26 protein-coding genes are annotated in these 17,577 nt (G+C 72.2%); 20 read left to right on the top strand and 6 right to left on the bottom strand.

Annotation, left to right across the window (positions count from 1 at the left end; translation table 11 throughout):
* Positions 1–72 precede the first annotated feature (72 nt).
* Positions 73–795, top strand: coding sequence for a tRNA (guanosine(46)-N7)-methyltransferase TrmB (gene trmB / locus ASF47_RS00320; protein ID WP_056862066.1), 723 nt, complete (start codon positions 73–75; stop codon positions 793–795).
* A gap of 170 nt (positions 796–965) precedes the next feature.
* Positions 966–2,180: a S8 family peptidase gene (locus tag ASF47_RS00325; RefSeq protein WP_056862838.1), complete on the top strand. Its 1,215-nt coding sequence runs from the start codon at positions 966–968 to the stop codon at positions 2,178–2,180.
* A gap of 43 nt (positions 2,181–2,223) precedes the next feature.
* Here ASF47_RS00325 and ASF47_RS00330 read toward each other — a convergent pair whose 3' ends face one another.
* Complete coding sequence (locus tag ASF47_RS00330) at positions 2,224–3,033, bottom strand: RDD family protein (RefSeq protein ID WP_056862067.1); 810 nt, start codon at positions 3,031–3,033, stop codon at positions 2,224–2,226.
* Positions 3,034–3,056: 23 nt separating this feature from the next.
* Here ASF47_RS00330 and ASF47_RS00335 point away from each other — a divergent pair, with 23 nt between their 5' ends.
* Positions 3,057–4,052, top strand: coding sequence for a stage II sporulation protein M (locus tag ASF47_RS00335; protein WP_056862068.1), 996 nt, complete (start codon positions 3,057–3,059; stop codon positions 4,050–4,052).
* Between the two features lie 4 nt (positions 4,053–4,056).
* Here ASF47_RS00335 and ASF47_RS00340 read toward each other — a convergent pair whose 3' ends face one another.
* The 5 genes from ASF47_RS00340 to ASF47_RS00360 are packed head-to-tail and all read right to left on the bottom strand — an operon-like array spanning position 4,057 to position 8,993.
* Positions 4,057–5,349, bottom strand: coding sequence for a DUF58 domain-containing protein (locus ASF47_RS00340; RefSeq protein WP_056862069.1), 1,293 nt, complete (start codon positions 5,347–5,349; stop codon positions 4,057–4,059).
* A gap of 8 nt (positions 5,350–5,357) precedes the next feature.
* A complete protein-coding gene (locus ASF47_RS00345) occupies positions 5,358–6,350 on the bottom strand; it encodes an AAA family ATPase (protein ID WP_056862070.1) in 993 nt (330 codons plus the stop codon).
* Positions 6,347–7,450 (bottom strand): DUF4350 domain-containing protein, encoded by a 1,104-nt coding sequence (locus ASF47_RS00350; RefSeq protein WP_056862071.1) that lies wholly within the window; start codon positions 7,448–7,450, stop codon positions 6,347–6,349. The genes ASF47_RS00345 and ASF47_RS00350 overlap by 4 nt, the downstream gene beginning before the upstream one ends.
* Positions 7,447–8,058 (bottom strand): DUF4129 domain-containing protein, encoded by a 612-nt coding sequence (locus ASF47_RS00355; RefSeq protein ID WP_056862072.1) that lies wholly within the window; start codon positions 8,056–8,058, stop codon positions 7,447–7,449. The genes ASF47_RS00350 and ASF47_RS00355 overlap by 4 nt, the downstream gene beginning before the upstream one ends.
* On the bottom strand, positions 8,055–8,993 hold the full coding sequence (locus tag ASF47_RS00360; protein ID WP_056862073.1) for a hypothetical protein: 939 nt from the start codon (positions 8,991–8,993) through the stop codon (positions 8,055–8,057). Before ASF47_RS00360 ends, ASF47_RS00355 begins: the two co-directional genes overlap by 4 nt.
* A gap of 628 nt (positions 8,994–9,621) precedes the next feature.
* Here ASF47_RS00360 and rpsJ point away from each other — a divergent pair.
* The 17 genes from rpsJ to rplF all read left to right on the top strand — a co-directional run bounded on the left by rpsJ (position 9,622) and on the right by rplF (position 17,576).
* Positions 9,622–9,930 (top strand): 30S ribosomal protein S10, encoded by a 309-nt coding sequence (gene rpsJ, locus ASF47_RS00365; RefSeq protein WP_008360994.1) that lies wholly within the window; start codon positions 9,622–9,624, stop codon positions 9,928–9,930.
* A gap of 10 nt (positions 9,931–9,940) precedes the next feature.
* Positions 9,941–10,603, top strand: a complete 663-nt coding sequence (gene rplC, locus ASF47_RS00370) for a 50S ribosomal protein L3 (RefSeq protein WP_082499866.1) — start codon at positions 9,941–9,943, stop codon at positions 10,601–10,603.
* A gap of 4 nt (positions 10,604–10,607) precedes the next feature.
* Positions 10,608–11,216, top strand: coding sequence for a 50S ribosomal protein L4 (gene rplD, locus ASF47_RS00375; protein ID WP_056862074.1), 609 nt, complete (start codon positions 10,608–10,610; stop codon positions 11,214–11,216).
* Positions 11,213–11,518 (top strand): 50S ribosomal protein L23, encoded by a 306-nt coding sequence (gene rplW / locus ASF47_RS00380; RefSeq protein ID WP_056862075.1) that lies wholly within the window; start codon positions 11,213–11,215, stop codon positions 11,516–11,518. The genes rplD and rplW overlap by 4 nt, the downstream gene beginning before the upstream one ends.
* Before the next feature lie 29 nt (positions 11,519–11,547).
* On the top strand, positions 11,548–12,384 hold the full coding sequence (gene rplB, locus ASF47_RS00385) for a 50S ribosomal protein L2 (protein WP_056862076.1): 837 nt from the start codon (positions 11,548–11,550) through the stop codon (positions 12,382–12,384).
* 5 nt (positions 12,385–12,389) lie between these two features.
* The gene (gene rpsS, locus ASF47_RS00390) at positions 12,390–12,671 is read left to right on the top strand and encodes a 30S ribosomal protein S19 (RefSeq protein ID WP_056599671.1); all 282 of its coding nucleotides are present in this window, start codon (positions 12,390–12,392) and stop codon (positions 12,669–12,671) included.
* Between the two features lie 34 nt (positions 12,672–12,705).
* Positions 12,706–13,131 (top strand): 50S ribosomal protein L22, encoded by a 426-nt coding sequence (rplV, locus tag ASF47_RS00395; protein WP_082499867.1) that lies wholly within the window; start codon positions 12,706–12,708, stop codon positions 13,129–13,131.
* On the top strand, positions 13,131–13,967 hold the full coding sequence (gene rpsC, locus ASF47_RS00400; protein WP_056862077.1) for a 30S ribosomal protein S3: 837 nt from the start codon (positions 13,131–13,133) through the stop codon (positions 13,965–13,967). Before rplV ends, rpsC begins: the two co-directional genes overlap by 1 nt.
* Positions 13,968–13,972: 5 nt before the next feature.
* The gene (gene rplP / locus ASF47_RS00405; protein ID WP_056862078.1) at positions 13,973–14,392 is read left to right on the top strand and encodes a 50S ribosomal protein L16; all 420 of its coding nucleotides are present in this window, start codon (positions 13,973–13,975) and stop codon (positions 14,390–14,392) included.
* A complete protein-coding gene (gene rpmC / locus ASF47_RS00410; protein ID WP_056862079.1) occupies positions 14,392–14,637 on the top strand; it encodes a 50S ribosomal protein L29 in 246 nt (81 codons plus the stop codon). Before rplP ends, rpmC begins: the two co-directional genes overlap by 1 nt.
* Positions 14,634–14,912, top strand: a complete 279-nt coding sequence (gene rpsQ / locus ASF47_RS00415; protein WP_056862080.1) for a 30S ribosomal protein S17 — start codon at positions 14,634–14,636, stop codon at positions 14,910–14,912. The genes rpmC and rpsQ overlap by 4 nt, the downstream gene beginning before the upstream one ends.
* A 99-nt stretch (positions 14,913–15,011) precedes the next feature.
* Positions 15,012–15,380, top strand: a complete 369-nt coding sequence (gene rplN, locus ASF47_RS00420; RefSeq protein WP_056862081.1) for a 50S ribosomal protein L14 — start codon at positions 15,012–15,014, stop codon at positions 15,378–15,380.
* Positions 15,380–15,742: a 50S ribosomal protein L24 gene (rplX, locus tag ASF47_RS00425; RefSeq protein WP_056862082.1), complete on the top strand. Its 363-nt coding sequence runs from the start codon at positions 15,380–15,382 to the stop codon at positions 15,740–15,742. Before rplN ends, rplX begins: the two co-directional genes overlap by 1 nt.
* Positions 15,742–16,329: a 50S ribosomal protein L5 gene (rplE, locus tag ASF47_RS00430; RefSeq protein WP_056862083.1), complete on the top strand. Its 588-nt coding sequence runs from the start codon at positions 15,742–15,744 to the stop codon at positions 16,327–16,329. The genes rplX and rplE overlap by 1 nt, the downstream gene beginning before the upstream one ends.
* A gap of 1 nt (position 16,330) precedes the next feature.
* Complete coding sequence (locus ASF47_RS00435) at positions 16,331–16,516, top strand: type Z 30S ribosomal protein S14 (protein ID WP_011757321.1); 186 nt, start codon at positions 16,331–16,333, stop codon at positions 16,514–16,516.
* Between the two features lie 82 nt (positions 16,517–16,598).
* A complete protein-coding gene (rpsH, locus tag ASF47_RS00440; protein ID WP_056862084.1) occupies positions 16,599–17,006 on the top strand; it encodes a 30S ribosomal protein S8 in 408 nt (135 codons plus the stop codon).
* A gap of 30 nt (positions 17,007–17,036) precedes the next feature.
* Positions 17,037–17,576 carry a 50S ribosomal protein L6 gene (rplF, locus tag ASF47_RS00445; RefSeq protein ID WP_056862085.1) on the top strand — a complete coding sequence of 180 codons (540 nt, stop codon included), beginning with the start codon at positions 17,037–17,039 and terminating at the stop codon, positions 17,574–17,576.
* Position 17,577: the final 1 nt, after the last annotated feature.

Genomic DNA, 17,577 nt, shown 5'->3' on the forward strand with positions numbered 1-17,577 from the left:
TCGGGCTGGGGGCTCTTGCGCGTCCGCACCACCCCAGCACCCGCACCAGCGCCAGCAACGCCGAGGAGAGACATGACCGACCGGGTGACCCCGGCCCGCCCCCACCTCAAGCTCACCGACGACGGCCGTCGGGTGCGCGAGGTGCTCAGCTACTCCCGGCGCGGCCAGCGCTTCACCCCGCGCCAGGCCGAGGCGTGGGAGGCCCACCACGACGGTCTGGTCGTGCCCGACGAGGCCGTCGACGACCCCGACTTCTCCTGGGCCGCCTGGTTCGGCCGGCAGGCGCCGATGATCCTCGAGATCGGCTCGGGCGTGGGGGAGGCCACCGCGGTCCTGGCCGCAGCGCGACCGACGTACGACGTGCTGGCACTGGAGGTGTGGCGCCCGGGCGTGGCCGACACCCTGTGGCGGCTGGCCGAGACGGGGGCGACCAACGTGCGCCTCTGCGGGGTCGACGCCGTGTGGACCACCGAGCACCGCATCGCCCCGGGCGCCCTGGAGGAGGTCTGGACGTTCTTCCCCGACCCGTGGCACAAGAAGAAGCACCGCAAGCGTCGCCTGGTGGACGCCGACTTCGCGGCGCTGGTCGCCTCCCGCCTGCGCCCCGGCGGCGTGTGGCGCCTGGCCACCGACTGGGGCGACTACGCCGAGCAGATGGAGGCCGTCCTCGACGCCGAGCCCGCCCTGGAGGGCGGCGTCGTGGAGCGCTGGGGCGAGCGTCCGGTGACGAAGTTCGAGCGCAAGGGCGTCGAGGCCGGCCGGGCCATCAGCGACCTGGTCTACCGCCGGGTCTGACCCGACCGGTCGGCGAGGGTGCCGCGAGGGTCGCTGCGAGGGTTTCCCCGCTAGTCACCGGGTGTGCGTGCGGGAGAGGTTGTGCCCGACGACGTGGTGTCGTCCACCGTCCGCTCTCGGGACGAGTGTCCTACGTGGGGACCGGGACCCGGTCCTTGGAGGTCATGAAGATGGTCAAGCACGCAGCCCTGTCGACCGCGGCCCTCGCCGCGCTCGCCCTCGGTGCGGTCGGCGTCGCGGGCAGCCCCGCCGCCACCGCGCTCCCCGCCGGCTCCGACACCGTCGCCACCGCGCCGGCCGAGGCAGGCTCCGCCCCGCTGCTGCGCAGCTCCGACGCGATCTCCGGGCGCTACATCGTCGTGCTGAAGGAGGGGGCCGACAAGGTCCGCGCCGAGGCCGACGGCGCCGTCGCCGGCGAGGGCGGCAAGGTCACCGAGGTCTACGACGACCTGGGCGGCTACGCCGCGCGGCTGACCCCCGAGCAGCTCGACGCCGTGCGTGCCGACCCCGACACGCAGTTCGTGCAGCAGGACGCCGTGGTGACGATCTCCGCCACCCAGAGCAACGCCACCTGGGGCCTGGACCGCATCGACCAGCGCTCGCTGCCCCGCTCGGGCACCTTCACCTACAACGCCACCGGCTCCGGCGTGCGGGCCTACGTCATCGACACCGGCATCAACGCCTCGCACGCCGACTTCGCCGGCCGCGTCGCCGCGGGCGCCACCGCCATCAACGACGGCCGCGGCACCAGCGACTGCAACGGCCACGGCACCCACGTCGCCGGCACCGTCGGCGGCTCGACCTACGGCGTGGCCAAGCAGGTCACCCTCGTGCCCGTGCGCGTGCTCGACTGCCAGGGCTCGGGCGCCAACTCCGGCGTCATCGCGGGCATGGACTGGGTCGCCGGCCAGGGCGTGCGCCCGGCCGTGGCCAACATGAGCCTGGGCGGCCCCGCCGACAGCGCCACCGACGCCGCCATCCAGCGCATGGTCAACGCCGGTGTCACCACCGTCGTCGCGGCCGGCAACGAGAACCAGAACGCGTGCAACGTCTCGCCCGCCCGCGCCGCGTCGGCCATCACCGTCGGCGCCACGACGTCGAGCGACGCCCGTGCGTCGTACTCCAACTACGGCTCCTGCGTGGACATCTTCGCTCCGGGCTCCTCGATCACCTCGGCGTGGATCGGCAGCTCGACGGCCACCAACACCATCTCGGGCACCTCGATGGCCTCCCCGCACGTCGCGGGCGTGGCCGCGCAGTACCTCCAGACCAACCCCTCGGCCTCCCCGGCCACGGTGACCAACGCCCTCCTCGGCAACGCCACCACCAACGTGGTCTCCGGCGTCAACGGCTCGCCCAACCGCCTGCTCTTCACCAGCTACTGAGCAGGTTCCCCGCGCTGAGCCCCCGACTGACGCGGTCGGGGGCTCAGCCGCGTGCGGTGAGCCGCTGGCGCATCCGGGCCTCGCGCTCCAGGCGAGCGGTGTCGCGCTCGCGGCGCGCGGCCACGACGGCCACCAGGAACGCCTCGGGCGGGGTGCCGGGCGGCGGGGGCGGTGAGACGTGCGGGGCCACCTGCTCGGCCAGGCGCGCCGCCAGGCCCGCGCGCGCCGCGGGGTCCACCTGACCCATGCGCCCCAGCAGCTGACGCACGGCGACCGCGAGGCCCAGGGGCAGCGGCGCGATGTCGGCGCCGCGGGCCCACGCGGCGAGCGGTGGCGGCATCGGCAGCGGCGGCGCCAGCTGCAGACGCACCCGCTCGCGCACGACGAAGGTGCCGGCGGCGTAGTCGCCCAGCCGCTTGCCCCGGGAGCTGACCAGCGCGGAGAGGAAGGCCGGGGCCCCGGTGAAGGCGTAGACCTCCACGAAGCCGACCAGCGACCGCACGAAGGCGTGCTGGAAGGAGATCGGCCCGGCGTCGTCGCGCACCGTGCGCAGCCCCATCGCCCACTTGCCCGGCGACTTGCCGCGGGTGAGCGTCTCGACCGTGGTCGGCACGACCAGGAAGACCACGATCAGCGAGCCGATCATGCCCACGGTGGCGAGGGCCTGGTCGGCCTGCAGGGTCGCGGTGAGCAGCAGGAGCACGACGGCCACGAGCAGCGCCACGGTGAGCACCACGTCGATGAGCCCCGACACCATCCGGGCGCCGAGCCCGGCCGCCGGAAGGTCGAGGGCGACCGCGTCGCCGGTGACGAGGTCGTCGGCGGTGAGGTGCGCGCGCTCGGGGGTCGACATCGCCGCCAGTCTAGGCTGGGCGCGTGGACCTCGACGCCTACGTGCAGGCGCATGCGCGCGACTGGCAGCAGCTCGAGGAGCTCGTGGGCCGCCGGCGCCTCGACGGGGCGGCCAGCGACGAGCTGGTCGAGCTCTACCAGCGCGTCGGCACCCACCTCTCGGTCGTGCGGGCCTCGGCTCCCGACCCGACGCTGGTGGCCCACCTCTCCTCGCTGCTGGCGCGCGCCCGCAACCGCGCCGTCGGCACCCGGGTCGGCTCGTGGCGCACGGTGGCGTCGTTCTTCGTCGACCGCTTCCCCGCCGCTCTCTACCGGCTGCGCTGGTGGTGGCTGGGCTGCCTGGCCGGCAACGTGGTGGTGACCGCGGTGATGATGCTGTGGCTGCTCGACAACCCAGTGGTCGAGCAGTCGCTGCTCTCGCCCGCCGAGGTCGACCAGCTGGTGCAGCAGGACTTCGAGGGCTACTACAGCGAGTACGCCGCTGGCAGCTTCGCCACCCAGGTGTGGGTCAACAACGCCTGGGTCGCCGCGCTCTGCATCGCCCTCGGGGTGCTGGGCCTGCCGGTGGTCTACGTGCTCTTCACCAACATCAGCAACCTCGCGATCATCGGCTCGATCATGCACCGCGCCGACCGGGGGCAGCAGTTCTGGGGCCTCATCCTGCCCCACGGGCTGCTCGAGCTCACGGCCGTCTTCGTGGCCGGCGGGGTGGGCCTGCGGCTGTTCTGGTCGTGGATCGAGCCCGGCGCGCTGTCGCGGGCGCAGTCGATCGCGCGCGAGGGCCGCACGGCGGGCACGGTCGCACTGGGCCTGGTCGTGGTGCTCCTCGTCTCGGGGGCCATCGAGGGCTTCGTGACGCCCTCGGGGCTACCCACCTGGGCCCGGGTGGGCATCGGCGTGCTCGCCGAGGCGGTGTTCCTCGCCTACGTCCTCGTGCTGGGCCGCCGCGCGGTGCAGCGGGGCCACACCGGCGACCTCGACGCCGCGCTGCTCGAGGACAGGGTCGCCACCCAGGCCTGAGCCCCTACAGCAGCCCGCGGGCCTTGAGCCCGAGGTAGTGGTCGGCCAGCGCAGGGGGCAGCCGCTCGGCGTCGGCGTCGACCACGTCGACCCCGAGGGCGCGCAGCAGCTCGGCGGTGCGGGTCCGGCGCTCGAGCACCTGCTCGGCCGCCGCGGCGGCGTACACCTCCTCGGCGGTGCCGCGGGCGGCGGTCAGCCGGTCGAGCGCGGGGTCGCGCACGGAGGCCAGCACCACTCGGTGGTGGCGCACCAGCACGGGCAGCACGGGCAGCAGACCCTCCTCGACCGCGGCGGGCTCGAGCGGGGTCAGCAGCACGACCAGCGCCCGCTGCCGCCCCAGGCCGGTGACGGCGCCGGCCAGCGCGCGCCAGTCGGCCTCCACGATCACGGGCTCCAGGTCGGCCATCTGCTCCTGGAGCCGCGCCGCGACGTCGCGGGCCCCGGCCGCGCGCAGCCGGGCCCGCACGACCCGGTCACCGGCCAGGAGGTCGACCCGGTCGCCGGCGCGCGCGGCCAGCGCCCCCAGCAGCAGCGCGGCGTCCATGGCGGAGTCCAGGCGCGGCACGTCGTCGACGCGGCCGGCCGAGGTGCGCGAGGTGTCGAGCACGAGCACCACCCGGCGGTCGCGCTCGGGCTGCCAGGTGCGCACGACCACCGAGCGGTTGCGGGCCGTGGAGCGCCAGTCGATGGAGCGCACGTCGTCGCCGCGCACGTACTCGCGCAGCGAGTCGAACTCGGTGCCCTGGCCCCGCACCCGCACCGCGGCGCGCCCGTCGAGGTCGCGCAGCCGGGCCAGGCGCGAGGGCAGGTGCCTGCGCGACTCGAACGCCGGGAGCGCCCGCACGCTGCCCGGCAGGTCCGTCGTGGCCTGGCGGGCGACGAGCCCGAGCGGCCCCCAGCAGCGCGCGGTGATGCCGACGGCGCGCAGGTCGCCGCGCCGGCGCGGGCGCAGCGGGGTGCGCAGCAGCACCGTCGCGCCGCCAGCCAGGTCGAGCCGGTGCCGGTCGGGGCCGGCCCCGGCGGTGGGCTGCCAGGCGTCGCGCAGGACGCCGCGCACCCGTCGGCGCCCGTCGTTGCGCACCAGCAGCGCGCTCTCGACCTCCTCGTGCAGCCGGGTCGTCGGCACCGGCCGGCGCTCCAGGTGCAGGGCGGCGGGTCGCGGGGCGAGCAGGAGGTCGGCCGTCGCGAGCACGCCGACGACCAGCACCCACAGCCACACCGTGCCCACGGCGGGGCGCAGCACCACCGCGACCAGCCCGAGGGCCAGCAGCAGGGGGAGGCGACCGGAGACGGCCACGGCGCTCCTCAGCGCGGGACCGGCACGGAGCCGATCGCCGAGGAGAGCACCTGGCCGACGTCGACGCCCTCGAGCTCGGCCTCGGGCCGCAGCCCCAGCCGGTGCACCAGCGTGGCGTGGGCGAGGGCCTTGACGTCGTCGGGGGTGACGAAGTCGCGTCCGTTGAGCCAGGCCCACGCCCGGGAGGTCCTCAGCAGCGCGGTGGTGCCGCGGGGGCTGACCCCGAGGCTGAGCGAGGGGGAGGTCCGGGTGGCGCGGGCGATGTCGACGATGTAGCCGACGACCTCCGGGGAGACCTGCACGGCGGCCACGGCAGCGCGTCCCGCGGCGACGTCGTCGGGGCCGGCGACCGGGCCGACGCCGGCGGCGGCCACGTCGCGAGGGTCGAAGCCCGCGGCGTGGCGGCGCAGCACCTCCAGCTCGTCGTCGCGCCCGGGCACCGGCAGCACGACCTTGAGCAGGAACCGGTCGAGCTGGGCCTCGGGCAGCGGGTAGGTGCCCTCGTGCTCCACGGGGTTCTGGGTGGCCGCCACCAGGAAGGGCACGGGCAGCGGGTGGGAGGTGCCGTCCACCGAGACCTGGCCCTCCTCCATCGCCTCCAGCAGCGCCGACTGGGTCTTGGGCGGGGTCCGGTTGATCTCGTCGGCCAGCAGCAGCTGGGTGAAGACGGGCCCCTCCCGGAAGCGCAGCTCACCGCCCTGGCCCTCGATCACCATCGAGCCGGTGATGTCGCCCGGCATCAGGTCGGGGGTGAACTGCACGCGCCGGGTGCCGACCGAGAGCGCACCGGCGAGGCTGCGCACGAGCAGGGTCTTGGCCGTGCCCGGCACCCCCTCCATGAGCACGTGGCCGCCGCACAGCAGGGCCACGAGCAGGCCGGAGACGGCGGCGTCCTGGCCGACGACGGCCTTGGCCACCTCGGCGCGGACCGCCGCGATGCGCTCGCGGGGGTCGCCGGTCGGGGCGGGGGTCCCGGTCAGGGGTCGGGGGGTGTCGGTCACGGGGTGCGTACCTCTCGGTCGAGCTCGGCCAGCGCGCCGGCCAGGGCGATCAGGTCCCGGTCGGTGCCGGGAGCGGGGGCGTCGGGGTCGAGCAGACGGGCGACGTCGGCCGCGGACCGGCCGGTGCGGGCGGCGACCTGCTCCGCGACGACGTCGGGCCCGGCGCCCATCGGGAGGCGCAGCCGGGCCGCACCGCGCCGTCGGGCGGCCTCGCGCAGCGCCCGCGCGGCGTGGCCGCGGTCGGAGGCGTGGTGGTAGAGCCGTCCACGGCTCAGGGTGGTCTCGACGGCGCTCACCGCCACCGGCAGCGGCTCGACCGACAGCCGGCCCAGCCGCCGCCCGCGCCAGAGCACGACGGCCAGGAGCACGACCACGGCGAGCACGAGACCGGGTGCGACCCAGCGGGGCACGAGCCCGGAAAGACCGACGGCGTCGCCACCCTCGAGGTCACCCGCCGACGGCACGTACCACACCAGGCGCTGCCCCTGGCCGAGCAGGCGCAGCGCCACCGCGGCGTTGTCGGCGCGCAGCACCTGGTCGTTGCCCAGCGCCTGCCCGGCCCCGAGGAGGGTCACGCCCCCGACCTCGGCCACCACCGCGCGTCCGCCGCTGCCGAAGCAGCCCGGCGCGTCGTACGCCGTGGCCGTGTCGGTGGCGAGCACGAGTCCGGCTAGCGCCGGGGTGCCGCACCCGGCGGCGAGCCCGTCGCCGGGGTCGACGGCCAGGGGCTCGGCGGCGAGGCCGAGGGCGTCGAGCGCTCCCGGGCGGGCGTCGACCACGACCAGGCGGCCGGGGGCGGCGGCGCGCAGCAGGCCCTCGGCCGTGCTGCGGCCCAGCGCCTCGGTGCCGGTGACGACCACGGTGGTGTCGGCGTCGACGTCGGCCGCGTCGAGCGCCGCGGTGTCGCGGGCCACCTCCACCCGCACGCCACGGTCGGCGAGCACCCGGGCCACGGCCTGCGCCCCGTCGGGGTCGGGGTTGTCGGGGTCGAGGGGGTCGGTGGTGCGGGCGCCGCCGCCGAGGAGCACGGCGACGACCACGGCGACCGCGAGGGCGGTCGCGACGACCAGGGCGGAGGTGTGGCGCCGCAGCCGCCTCACCGGCGCGCCCCGACCAGGGTGTCGAGGAGGTCGAGCACACCGCGCGCGGAGGCCTCGTCGGCGCGCCGCTCGCCGTAGCGCACCAGGTCGAAGGTCCGGGCGGCGGCTGCGGCCGCGTCGGCCAGCGGGGGGTGGCCCGCACCGAGGGCGTGGGCCACCTCGCGGGCCGTCGCCCCGGGGTTGTCGGCGAGCAGGCCGCGCTCGACCTCGCGCAGGGTGAGCGCACGGAAGGCCTCGACGACCACGTCGTCCCAGCGCCCGTCGGCCGCGGCGGCGTGCGCGCGGCGGGTGAGCTCGTCGGCTCCGACACCGGTGCCGGCGAGCACGGCGTCGTCGGGCCCAGCGAGGCGCGCCGACCCGCGCGTCCGCGAGAGGAGCCAGCCGAGGGCGAGCACGAGCAGCAGCGCCACGACGACGGCGGCGAGCGCGGTCAGCGGAGGCGCCCCCGACGCGGCGACGAGGGCGTCGTCGACGAGTCGCTGGAGCGCGTCGAGGACCTGCTGGAGCACGTCGCGCTCGTGGTACTCCGGGCGCAGCAGCTCCTGGCGCAGCGCCGTGCGGGCGTCGTCGGGGGAGGGGGTCGGCCCCGCCACGAGCAGCGGGGTCACGGCCGGGTGATCCCCGCCTGGGTCATCAGGTCGACGTCGTAGGCCTCGCGGCGGATGCGCAGGTCGAGGTACTGCAGCGCCGTGACGGCGGTGGTGAAGGGGGCCACGAACGCCGTGGAGACGACCGTCGACAGGGCCTGGAGCAGCACCAGGCCGAGCACCTGGTACTCCGGCCCGACCGCCAGCAGGGCGAGCTGTCCGCCGAAGGAGAAGGGCAGGGTGAGCACCGAGCTCGCCACGCCGGTGAGCACGACGGTGAGCAGCGCGATGCCGAAGGTGCGCCAGAAGGCGCCCCGGGTCAGCCCGTAGCCGCGGCGCAGGGCCTGGCGGATCGTGAGGCCCTCCATCATCAGCGCCGGCGCGGGCAGGTAGTAGACCCGGATCCAGAACCACGTCATGAACGCCACGAGGAGCAGTCCGCTGAGCACGGCGTAGACCACGACCTGCCAGGTGGCGGTCGACAGCAGCACGACGGGCACGTAGGTGGCGGCGTAGAGCGCCACCACCGTCAGCGTCAGCACGAGGAGGAGCGCGGCGAGGCCGACGAGCCGCAGCCGTTGGCCGGCCGTGGCCCGCCACGCCTCGCCGAGGCTCAGGCGGCGACCGACGGCGGCCGCGGCCACGACGTGGGCCACCATGCCCGCCACGAGGATGAGCCCCACCTGCTGCAGGAGCGCGCCGACACCCAGGGCGCCGAACGACCCGAGGAAGCCCACCACCGACTCCGTCGACGGCGAGTCGGCCGAGAGCAGGCTGAGGTCGACGGTGAAGGTCAGCACGCTGGTGACCAGCACGGGGACCACCATCGCCACCGCGGCGACCAGCACGGCGGCACCGACGGTGGCCTGCGGGTTGTGCCGGATCGTGCGGAAGGCGGCGTCGTAGAGGTCGCCCAGGCCCAGCGGGCGCAGCGGCACCGCGCCGGGCCGGTGCACCGGCCGTGGGACCGGGGGCGGGCCCCACATGCCGGGCGGCGGGGTCGGACCCGGGGGAGGAGGGGTCCACCCCGGAGGCGGCGGGCCCCAGCCGCCGGGCGGCGGATGGCCGTGGTCGTTCGACATCGCTCTCCCGTCGTGCGTGCCCGGTCCGGCACGACCTGCGTGGGTCGCCATCCTCGCAGGTGGGCCCGATCGGCGGTGCTCGACCCGGCGCCCGACCCGACCTCCACCGGCGGCCGCCAGGACGATTTGGCCCCACCGGAGGGATCTGCCAAGATAGTCCGGTTGCTTCGGCGGGTTGCCGGGGTGCGCCACATCTTGACTACTGAATCGCGTCTCCGCTCCCTCGAGGGGCACCCAGTGATGGGGAGATCGGTGGTGGTCGGCCCGTGGCGGCACCGCACCAGGAGACCCGATCAGCCTGACGAACCGTCGGGCGTCACCGATCAGACGTGAGCAGGATCCCGGTCCTGTGTCGTGCCCAGCGCAGATCCTTGTGCAGGCCGCGCGACACGCCCGACCGCGGGGGTCGGCCACTAGGTGATGGCAACAGGGCGGGACCCACTCAAGCCCGAGGAATCCCGGACACGCACGCGGCAGCTGAGAAGAAGGACGGACGAGACCTATGGCGGGACAGAAGATCCGCATCAGGCTCAAGGCCTATGACCACGAGGTGATCGACACCTCGGCGCGCAAGATCGTGGACACGGTCACCCGCACGGGTGCCAAGGTCGCCGGCCCGGTGCCGCTGCCGACCGAGAAGAACGTGTACTGCGTGATCCGCTCGCCCCACAAGTACAAGGACTCCCGCGAGCACTTCGAGATGCGCACCCACAAGCGCCTCATCGACATCATCGACCCGACGCCGAAGACGGTCGACTCGCTCATGCGCCTCGACCTGCCTGCCGGCGTCGACATCGAGATCAAGCTCTGAGGTCACTGACATGACGATGGAACGCAACCAGAAGGGCCTGCTGGGCACGAAGCTCGGCATGACCCAGCTGTGGGACGAGAACAACCGCATCGTCCCCGTGACCGTGATCGCCGCGAGCACCAACGTGGTCACCCAGGTCCGCACCCCCGAGAAGGACGGCTACAACGCCGTGCAGATCGGGTTCGGCGAGATCGAGGCCCGCAAGGTCAACAAGCCGCAGGCCGGTCACTTCACCAAGACCGCGGGCACCACCCCCCGCCGTCACCTCGTCGAGATCCGCACCGCTGCGGCCGGCGACTACACCGTGGGCCAGGAGCTCGCCGTCGACACCTTCGCCGCGGGCGAGGAGATCGACGTCACCGGCACCAGCAAGGGCAAGGGCTTCGCCGGTGTCATGAAGCGTCACGGCTTCGCCGGTGTGTCCGCCTCGCACGGTGCCCACCGCAACCACCGCAAGCCCGGCTCGATCGGCGCCTGCGCCACGCCGGGCCGAGTGTTCAAGGGCGTCCGCATGGCCGGCCGGATGGGTAGTGACACGGTCACGACCCAGAACGTCACCGTGCACGCCGTCGACGTCGAGAAGGGCCTGATCCTGCTCAAGGGTGCCGTTCCCGGCCCCCGCGGCGGGCTGATCGTGCTCCGCTCGGCTGCCAAGAAGACGCAGGAGGCCTGAGCACATGGCTATCAAGACCGTCAAGGTCGACCTGCCCGCCGAGATCTTCGACGTGGCGGTCAACATCCCCCTGATGCACCAGGTCGTCGTGGCCCAGCAGGCCGCTGCGCGCCAGGGCACGCACGCCACCAAGACGCGGGCCGAGGTCCGCGGTGGTGGTCGCAAGCCCTACAAGCAGAAGGGCACCGGCCGCGCCCGCCAGGGCTCGACCCGCGCGCCGCAGTTCGCCGGCGGTGGCGTGGTCCACGGCCCGCAGCCGCGCAGCTACGACCAGCGCACCCCCAAGAAGATGAAGGCCGCCGCCCTGCGCGCCGCCCTCTCCGACCGGGCCCGCAACGACCGCATCCACGTCGTGGAGTCGCTCGTCACCGGCGACGTCCCCTCGACCAAGAGCGCCCTGGCCAACCTGGCCGGCCTCTCGGAGCGCACGAAGTTCCTCGTGGTGCTCGAGCGCAACGACTCCGTCACCTGGCTCTCGCTGCGCAACGCGCAGCACGTGCACATCGTGGCCGTCGACCAGCTCAACACCTACGACGTGCTCGCTGCCGACGACGTGGTCTTCAGCAAGGGCGCGTACGACGTGCTCGTGAGCGCCAAGGAGGATGCCAAGTGAGCACCCTGCACAAGGACCACCGCGACGTCCTGCTCGCGCCGGTCGTGTCGGAGAAGAGCTACGGCCTGCTCGACGCGAACAAGTACACGTTCGTCGTGCACCCCGACGCCAACAAGACCGAGATCAAGATCGCGGTCGAGAAGATCTTCGGCGTCAAGGTCACCTCGGTGAACACGCTGAACCGCGCGGGCAAGACCCGTCGGACCCGCAACGGTCTGGGCAAGCGCAAGGACACGAAGCGCGCGATCGTCAGCCTCGCCGAGGGTCACCGCATCGACATCTTCGGGGGTCCGGTCTCCTGACCGGGCAGCTGGATACGAGGACATAGACAATGGCTATCCGCAAGTACAAGCCGACCACCCCGGGCCGTCGTGGCTCGTCGGTCGCCGACTTCGTCGAGATCACCCGCACCACGCCGGAGAAGTCCCTGGTCGTGCCGCTGCCCAAGAAGGGCGGTCGCAACAACCAGGGTCGGATCACCACCCGGCACCAGGGCGGCGGTCACAAGCGCGCCTACCGGATCATCGACTTCCGTCGCTACGACAAGGACGGCGTCCCGGCGAAGGTCGCCCACATCGAGTACGACCCGAATCGCACCGCGCGCATCGCGCTGCTGCACTACGCCGACGGCGAGAAGCGCTACATCATCGCGCCGAAGGGCCTGACGCAGGGCACCCCGGTCGAGAGCGGCCCCCACGCCGACATCAAGACCGGCAACAACCTGCCGCTGCGCAACATCCCGGTCGGTTCGACCATCCACGCCGTGGAGCTGCGGCCCGGCGGCGGCGCGAAGATCGCCCGCTCCGCCGGCAACAGCGCCCAGCTGGTCGCCCGTGAGGGCAGCCGCGCCACGCTGCGCATGCCCTCGGGCGAGATGCGCTTCGTCGACGTGCGCTGCCGCGCCACGATCGGCGAGGTCGGCAACGCCGAGCAGTCGAACATCAACTGGGGCAAGGCCGGCCGCATGCGCTGGAAGGGCAAGCGCCCGACGGTGCGAGGCGTCGTGATGAACCCGGTCGACCACCCGCACGGTGGTGGCGAGGGCAAGACCTCGGGTGGTCGTCACCCGGTGTCCCCCTGGGGCAAGCCCGAGGGCCGCACGCGCAAGCGCAAGGCCTCCGACTCCCAGATCATCCGTCGTCGCAAGTCCGGCAAGGGTAGGAAGTAACCGACATGCCTCGCAGCCTGAAGAAGGGCCCCTTCATCGACGACCACCTTCAGAAGAAGGTGGACGCCGAGAACGAGAAGGGCTCGCACAACGTCATCAAGACCTGGTCGCGCCGGTCGATGATCGTGCCCGACATGATCGGTCACACCATCGCCGTGCACGACGGGCGCAAGCACGTCCCGGTGTTCGTGACCGACTCGATGGTCGGCCACAAGCTGGGCGAGTTCGCCCCCACCCGCACCTACCGCGGGCACGTGAAGGAAGACCGGAAGGGCCGCCGCCGCTGATGCGGCCGGCTCTGGGAACTGGAGAGAACGAGCTATGAGCGTTACTGAGCGAGGGCGCACGAGCGCCCGACGCGAGTCGCTGCTCGGCGACCAGCCGGGCGCCTTCGCGAGCGCGCGTCACACGCGGATCACCCCGCTGAAGGCCCGTCGTGTCGTGGACCTGGTCCGCGGCATGCACGTCGACGAGGCCCTGGCCCTGCTGCAGTTCGCGCCGCAGGCCGCCTCGGAGACCGTCTACAAGGTGCTGGAGAGCGCCGTCGCCAACGCCGAGACCACCGAGGGTCTCGACCGTGGCGACCTGGTGGTCTCCGTCGCGATGGTCGACGAGGGTCCCACCATGAAGCGCTGGCGCCCCCGGGCCCAGGGCCGTGCGACGCGGATCAACAAGCGCACCAGCCACATCACGCTGGTCGTCCAGCCGGCTGCCGTGGTCGCCGAGAAGAAGGGCAGGAAGGCCTGATGGGCCAGAAGATCAACCCGAACGGCTTCCGCCTCGGCATCTCGACGGACCACAAGTCCCGTTGGTACGCCGACAAGCTGTACAAGTCGTACGTCGGCGAGGACGTCGCCATCCGCAAGCTGCTGTCGAAGGGCATGGAGCGCGCCGGGATCTCGAAGGTGGAGATCGAGCGCACCCGTGACCGTGTGCGTGTGGACATCCACACCGCGCGTCCCGGCATCGTCATCGGTCGCCGCGGCGCCGAGGCCGACCGCATCCGCGGCGAGCTCGAGAAGCTCACCGGCAAGCAGGTGCAGCTGAACATCCTCGAGGTCAAGAACCCCGAGGTCGACGCGCAGCTGGTCGCCCAGGGCGTCGCCGAGCAGCTCGCCGGCCGTGTGCAGTTCCGTCGCGCCATGCGCAAGGCGATGCAGACCACGATGCGCTCGGGTGCCAAGGGCATCCGGATCCAGTGCTCGGGCCGCCTCAACGGCGCCGAGATGTCGCGGACCGAGTTCTACCGCGAGGGTCGCGTGCCGCTGCACACGCTGCGCGCCGACATCGACTACGGCTTCTACGAGGCCAAGACGACCTTCGGCCGCATCGGCGTGAAGGTCTGGATCTACAAGGGCGAGGTCGCCGGCACCCGTGCCGAGCGCCAGGCCCAGGCTGCCGCCCGCGCCGGGGTCCCCGGTCGCGGTGGTCGCCCGCAGCGTGGCGGGGAGCGCCCGAGCCGTGGCTCGCGCGGCGACCGCCCGACGCGTGCCGACCGCGGCGCCGAGGCTCCCGCCACCACCACGGAGGCGCCGGCCGAGGCCGCTGCCCCCGTCGCCGCTGAGTCCGGATCGGAGGCCTGACCGACATGCTGATGCCCCGACGCGTCAAGCACCGCAAGCAGCACCACCCCAAGCGGACCGGTGCGGCCAAGGGTGGCACCCGTCTCGCCTTCGGCGAGTTCGGGATCCAGGCCATCGAGGGTCACTACGTCACGAACCGACAGATCGAGTCGGCCCGTATCGCGATGACCCGTCACATCAAGCGAGGCGGCAAGGTGTGGATCAACATCTACCCCGACCGCCCGCTGACCAAGAAGCCTGCCGAGACCCGCATGGGTTCCGGTAAGGGTTCCCCCGAGTGGTGGGTGGCGAACGTCAAGCCCGGCCGCGTCATGTTCGAACTCTCCGGCGTCGACGAGGGCACCGCACGCGAGGCCATGCGCCGCGCGATGCACAAGCTCCCGATGAAGTGCCGGTTCATCTCGCGAGAGGCGGGTGAATTCTGATGCCCAACGGTATCGCTGCCCACGAGCTCGACGAGATGAACGACGTCGACCTCGAGGCGAAGCTGCGCGAGGCCAAGGAGGAGCTGTTCAACCTCCGGTTCCAGGCCGCCACCGGCCAGCTCGAGAGCCACGGCCGGCTGCGCACGGTCAAGAAGGACATCGCCCGGATCTACACCGTGGTGCGCGAGCGCGAGCTCGGCATCCGCACGGCGCCGGGTTCTGACAACGAGGATGGTGCCGCATGAGCGAGCAGACTGCCGAGACCACGGAGCGCAACGCCCGCAAGGTCCGCGAGGGCCTGGTCGTGAGCGACAAGATGGACAAGACCGTGGTCGTGTCCGTCGAGGACCGCGTGAAGCACGCCCTCTACGGCAAGGTCCTGCGCCGCACGAGCAAGCTCAAGGCGCACGACGAGGCCAACGAGTGCGGCATCGGTGACCGCGTCCTGCTCATGGAGACCCGACCGCTGTCGGCGACCAAGCGCTGGCGCGTCATCGAGATCCTCGAGAAGGCGAAGTAACCCCTCGCCCTCGCCGGGCGAGATCCAACCCCACCAGTTCGGCAAGGCTCACGGCCCGCGCGGCCGGCGAGAACCAGCTCGACAACCAGGAGAAACTCAATGATCCAGCAGGAGTCGCGACTCAAGGTCGCCGACAACACCGGTGCGAAGGAGATCCTCTGCATCCGTGTTCTCGGCGGCTCGGGTCGGCGCTACGCGGGCATCGGTGACGTCATCGTCGCCACCGTGAAGGACGCGATCCCCGGTGGCAACGTCAAGAAGGGCGATGTCGTCAAGGCCGTGATCGTGCGCACCGTCAAGGAGCGTCGCCGTCCCGACGGTTCCTACATCCGCTTCGACGAGAACGCCGCCGTGATCCTCAAGAACGACGGCGAGCCCCGCGGCACGCGCATCTTCGGCCCCGTGGGCCGCGAGCTGCGCGACAAGCGCTTCATGAAGATCATCTCGCTCGCACCGGAGGTGCTCTGATGGCCAAGTCGTCCGTGAACATCAAGAAGGGCGACACCGTCAAGGTGATCGCCGGCAAGGACAAGGGCGCCGAGGGCAAGGTCATCCAGGTGCTCCGTGAGGAGCAGCGGGTGATCGTCGAGGGTGTCAACCGCGTCAAGCGGCACACCAAGGTCGTCAACCAGGGCGGCTCGGGCAGCACCGGCGGCATCATCACCGCCGAGGCCCCCATCCACGTGTCCAACGTGATGCTCGTCGAGGGCGACGGCGTGACCCGGATCGGCTTCCGCCGTGACGAGGTCACCAAGCGTCGCCCCGACGGCTCGACGTACCAGGCCGAGCGCAGCGTCCGCATCTCGCGCAAGAGCGGCAAGGAGATCTGATGACCGAGACCCAGACCCCCGACGTGGCTGCGTCCGCGAAGGTCACCCCCCGCCTCAAGACCCGCTACCGCGAGGAGATCCTCCCCGCGCTGCAGTCGGAGTTCGAGATCGGGAACGTCATGCAGGTCCCCGGCCTGGTCAAGATCGTGGTCAACATGGGTGTGGGCGAGGCTGCCCGCGACTCCAAGCTGATCGAGGGCGCCGTGCGCGACCTCACCGCGATCACCGGCCAGAAGCCGCTCGTGACCAAGGCCCGCAAGTCGATCGCGCAGTTCAAGCTGCGCGAGGGCATGCCGATCGGTGCGCACACCACGCTGCGCGGCGACCGCATGTGGGAGTTCCTCGACCGGCTGCTGTCGCTGGCGCTCCCGCGCATCCGCGACTTCCGCGGCCTCTCGCCCCAGCAGTTCGACGGCCGGGGCAACTACACCTTCGGTCTGACCGAGCAGGTCATGTTCCACGAGATCGACCAGGACCGGATCGACCGTTCCCGCGGCATGGACATCACCATCGTCACGACGGCCACGACCGACGACCAGGGCCGCGCGCTGCTCAAGCAGCTGGGCTTCCCGTTCAAGGAGAACTGACATGGCGAAGACCGCTCTGAAGGTCAAGGCCGCTCGCAAGCCGAAGTTCGCTGTCCGCGGCTACACCCGCTGCCAGCGCTGTGGCCGGCCTAAGGCCGTCTACCGCAAGTTCGGCCTGTGCCGCATCTGCCTGCGAGAGATGGCGCACCGGGGCGAGCTGCCCGGCGTGACCAAGTCCTCCTGGTAATCCTTCCCAATTCAAAGATCGCTGCAGGTCGCACCTGAGCTACAGGTGCGAAACCACGGTGGAGAAAGGGCCGCAGCAGGCCATGACGATGACAGACCCGATCGCAGACATGCTCACTCGTCTGCGTAACGCCAACCAGGCGTACCACGACGCGGTTTCCATGCCGTACAGCAAGATCAAGCAGGGTGTCGCCGACATCCTCAAGCAGGAGGGCTACATCACCTCCTACGACGTCACCGAGCCGGGTGAGGGCGAGGTCGGCAAGACGCTGACCATCACGCTCAAGTACGGCCGCAACCGGGAGCGCTCCATCGCGGGCGTGCGCCGGATCAGCAAGCCGGGCCTGCGGGTCTACGCCAAGCACACGGGTCTCCCGAAGGTGCTGGGCGGGCTGGGCGTCGCGATCATCTCGACGAGCCAGGGCCTGCTGACCGACCGACAGGCCAACCAGAAGGGCGTGGGCGGAGAAGTCCTCGCCTACGTCTGGTGACGACGAAACCGAGATAGGAGAACTGAAAGCATGTCGCGTATTGGCAAGCTCCCCGTCGCGGTTCCGTCCGGTGTCGACGTGGCGATCGACGGCCAGCTGGTGACCGTCAAGGGCCCCAAGGGTGCCCTGACGCACACCGTCGCCGAGCCGATCGCCGTGGTGAAGGGGGAGGGCGTCCTCGACGTCACCCGCCCCGACGACCACCGCATCAGCAAGTCGCTGCACGGCCTGAGCCGCACGCTCATCAACAACATGGTCGTCGGTGTCACCGACGGCTACGAGAAGAAGCTCGAGATCGTCGGCGTGGGCTACCGCGTCCTGTCGAAGGGCCCGACCCAGCTGGAGTTCCAGCTCGGGTACTCCCACCCGATCATCTTCGACGCCCCCGAGGGCATCACCTTCACCGTCGACGGCCCGACCCGCCTGGGTGTCCAGGGCATCGACAAGCAGCTCGTCGGCGAGACGGCCGCGAAGATCCGCAAGCTGCGCAAGCCCGAGCCCTACAAGGGCAAGGGTGTTCGTTACGCCGGCGAGCAGGTCCGCCGCAAGGTCGGAAAGGCTGGTAAGTGAC

Origin of the sequence: Nocardioides sp. Leaf285 (assembly GCF_001422955.1) — a bacterium.
Classification (GTDB): Bacteria; Actinomycetota; Actinomycetes; order Propionibacteriales; family Nocardioidaceae; genus Nocardioides; species Nocardioides kribbensis.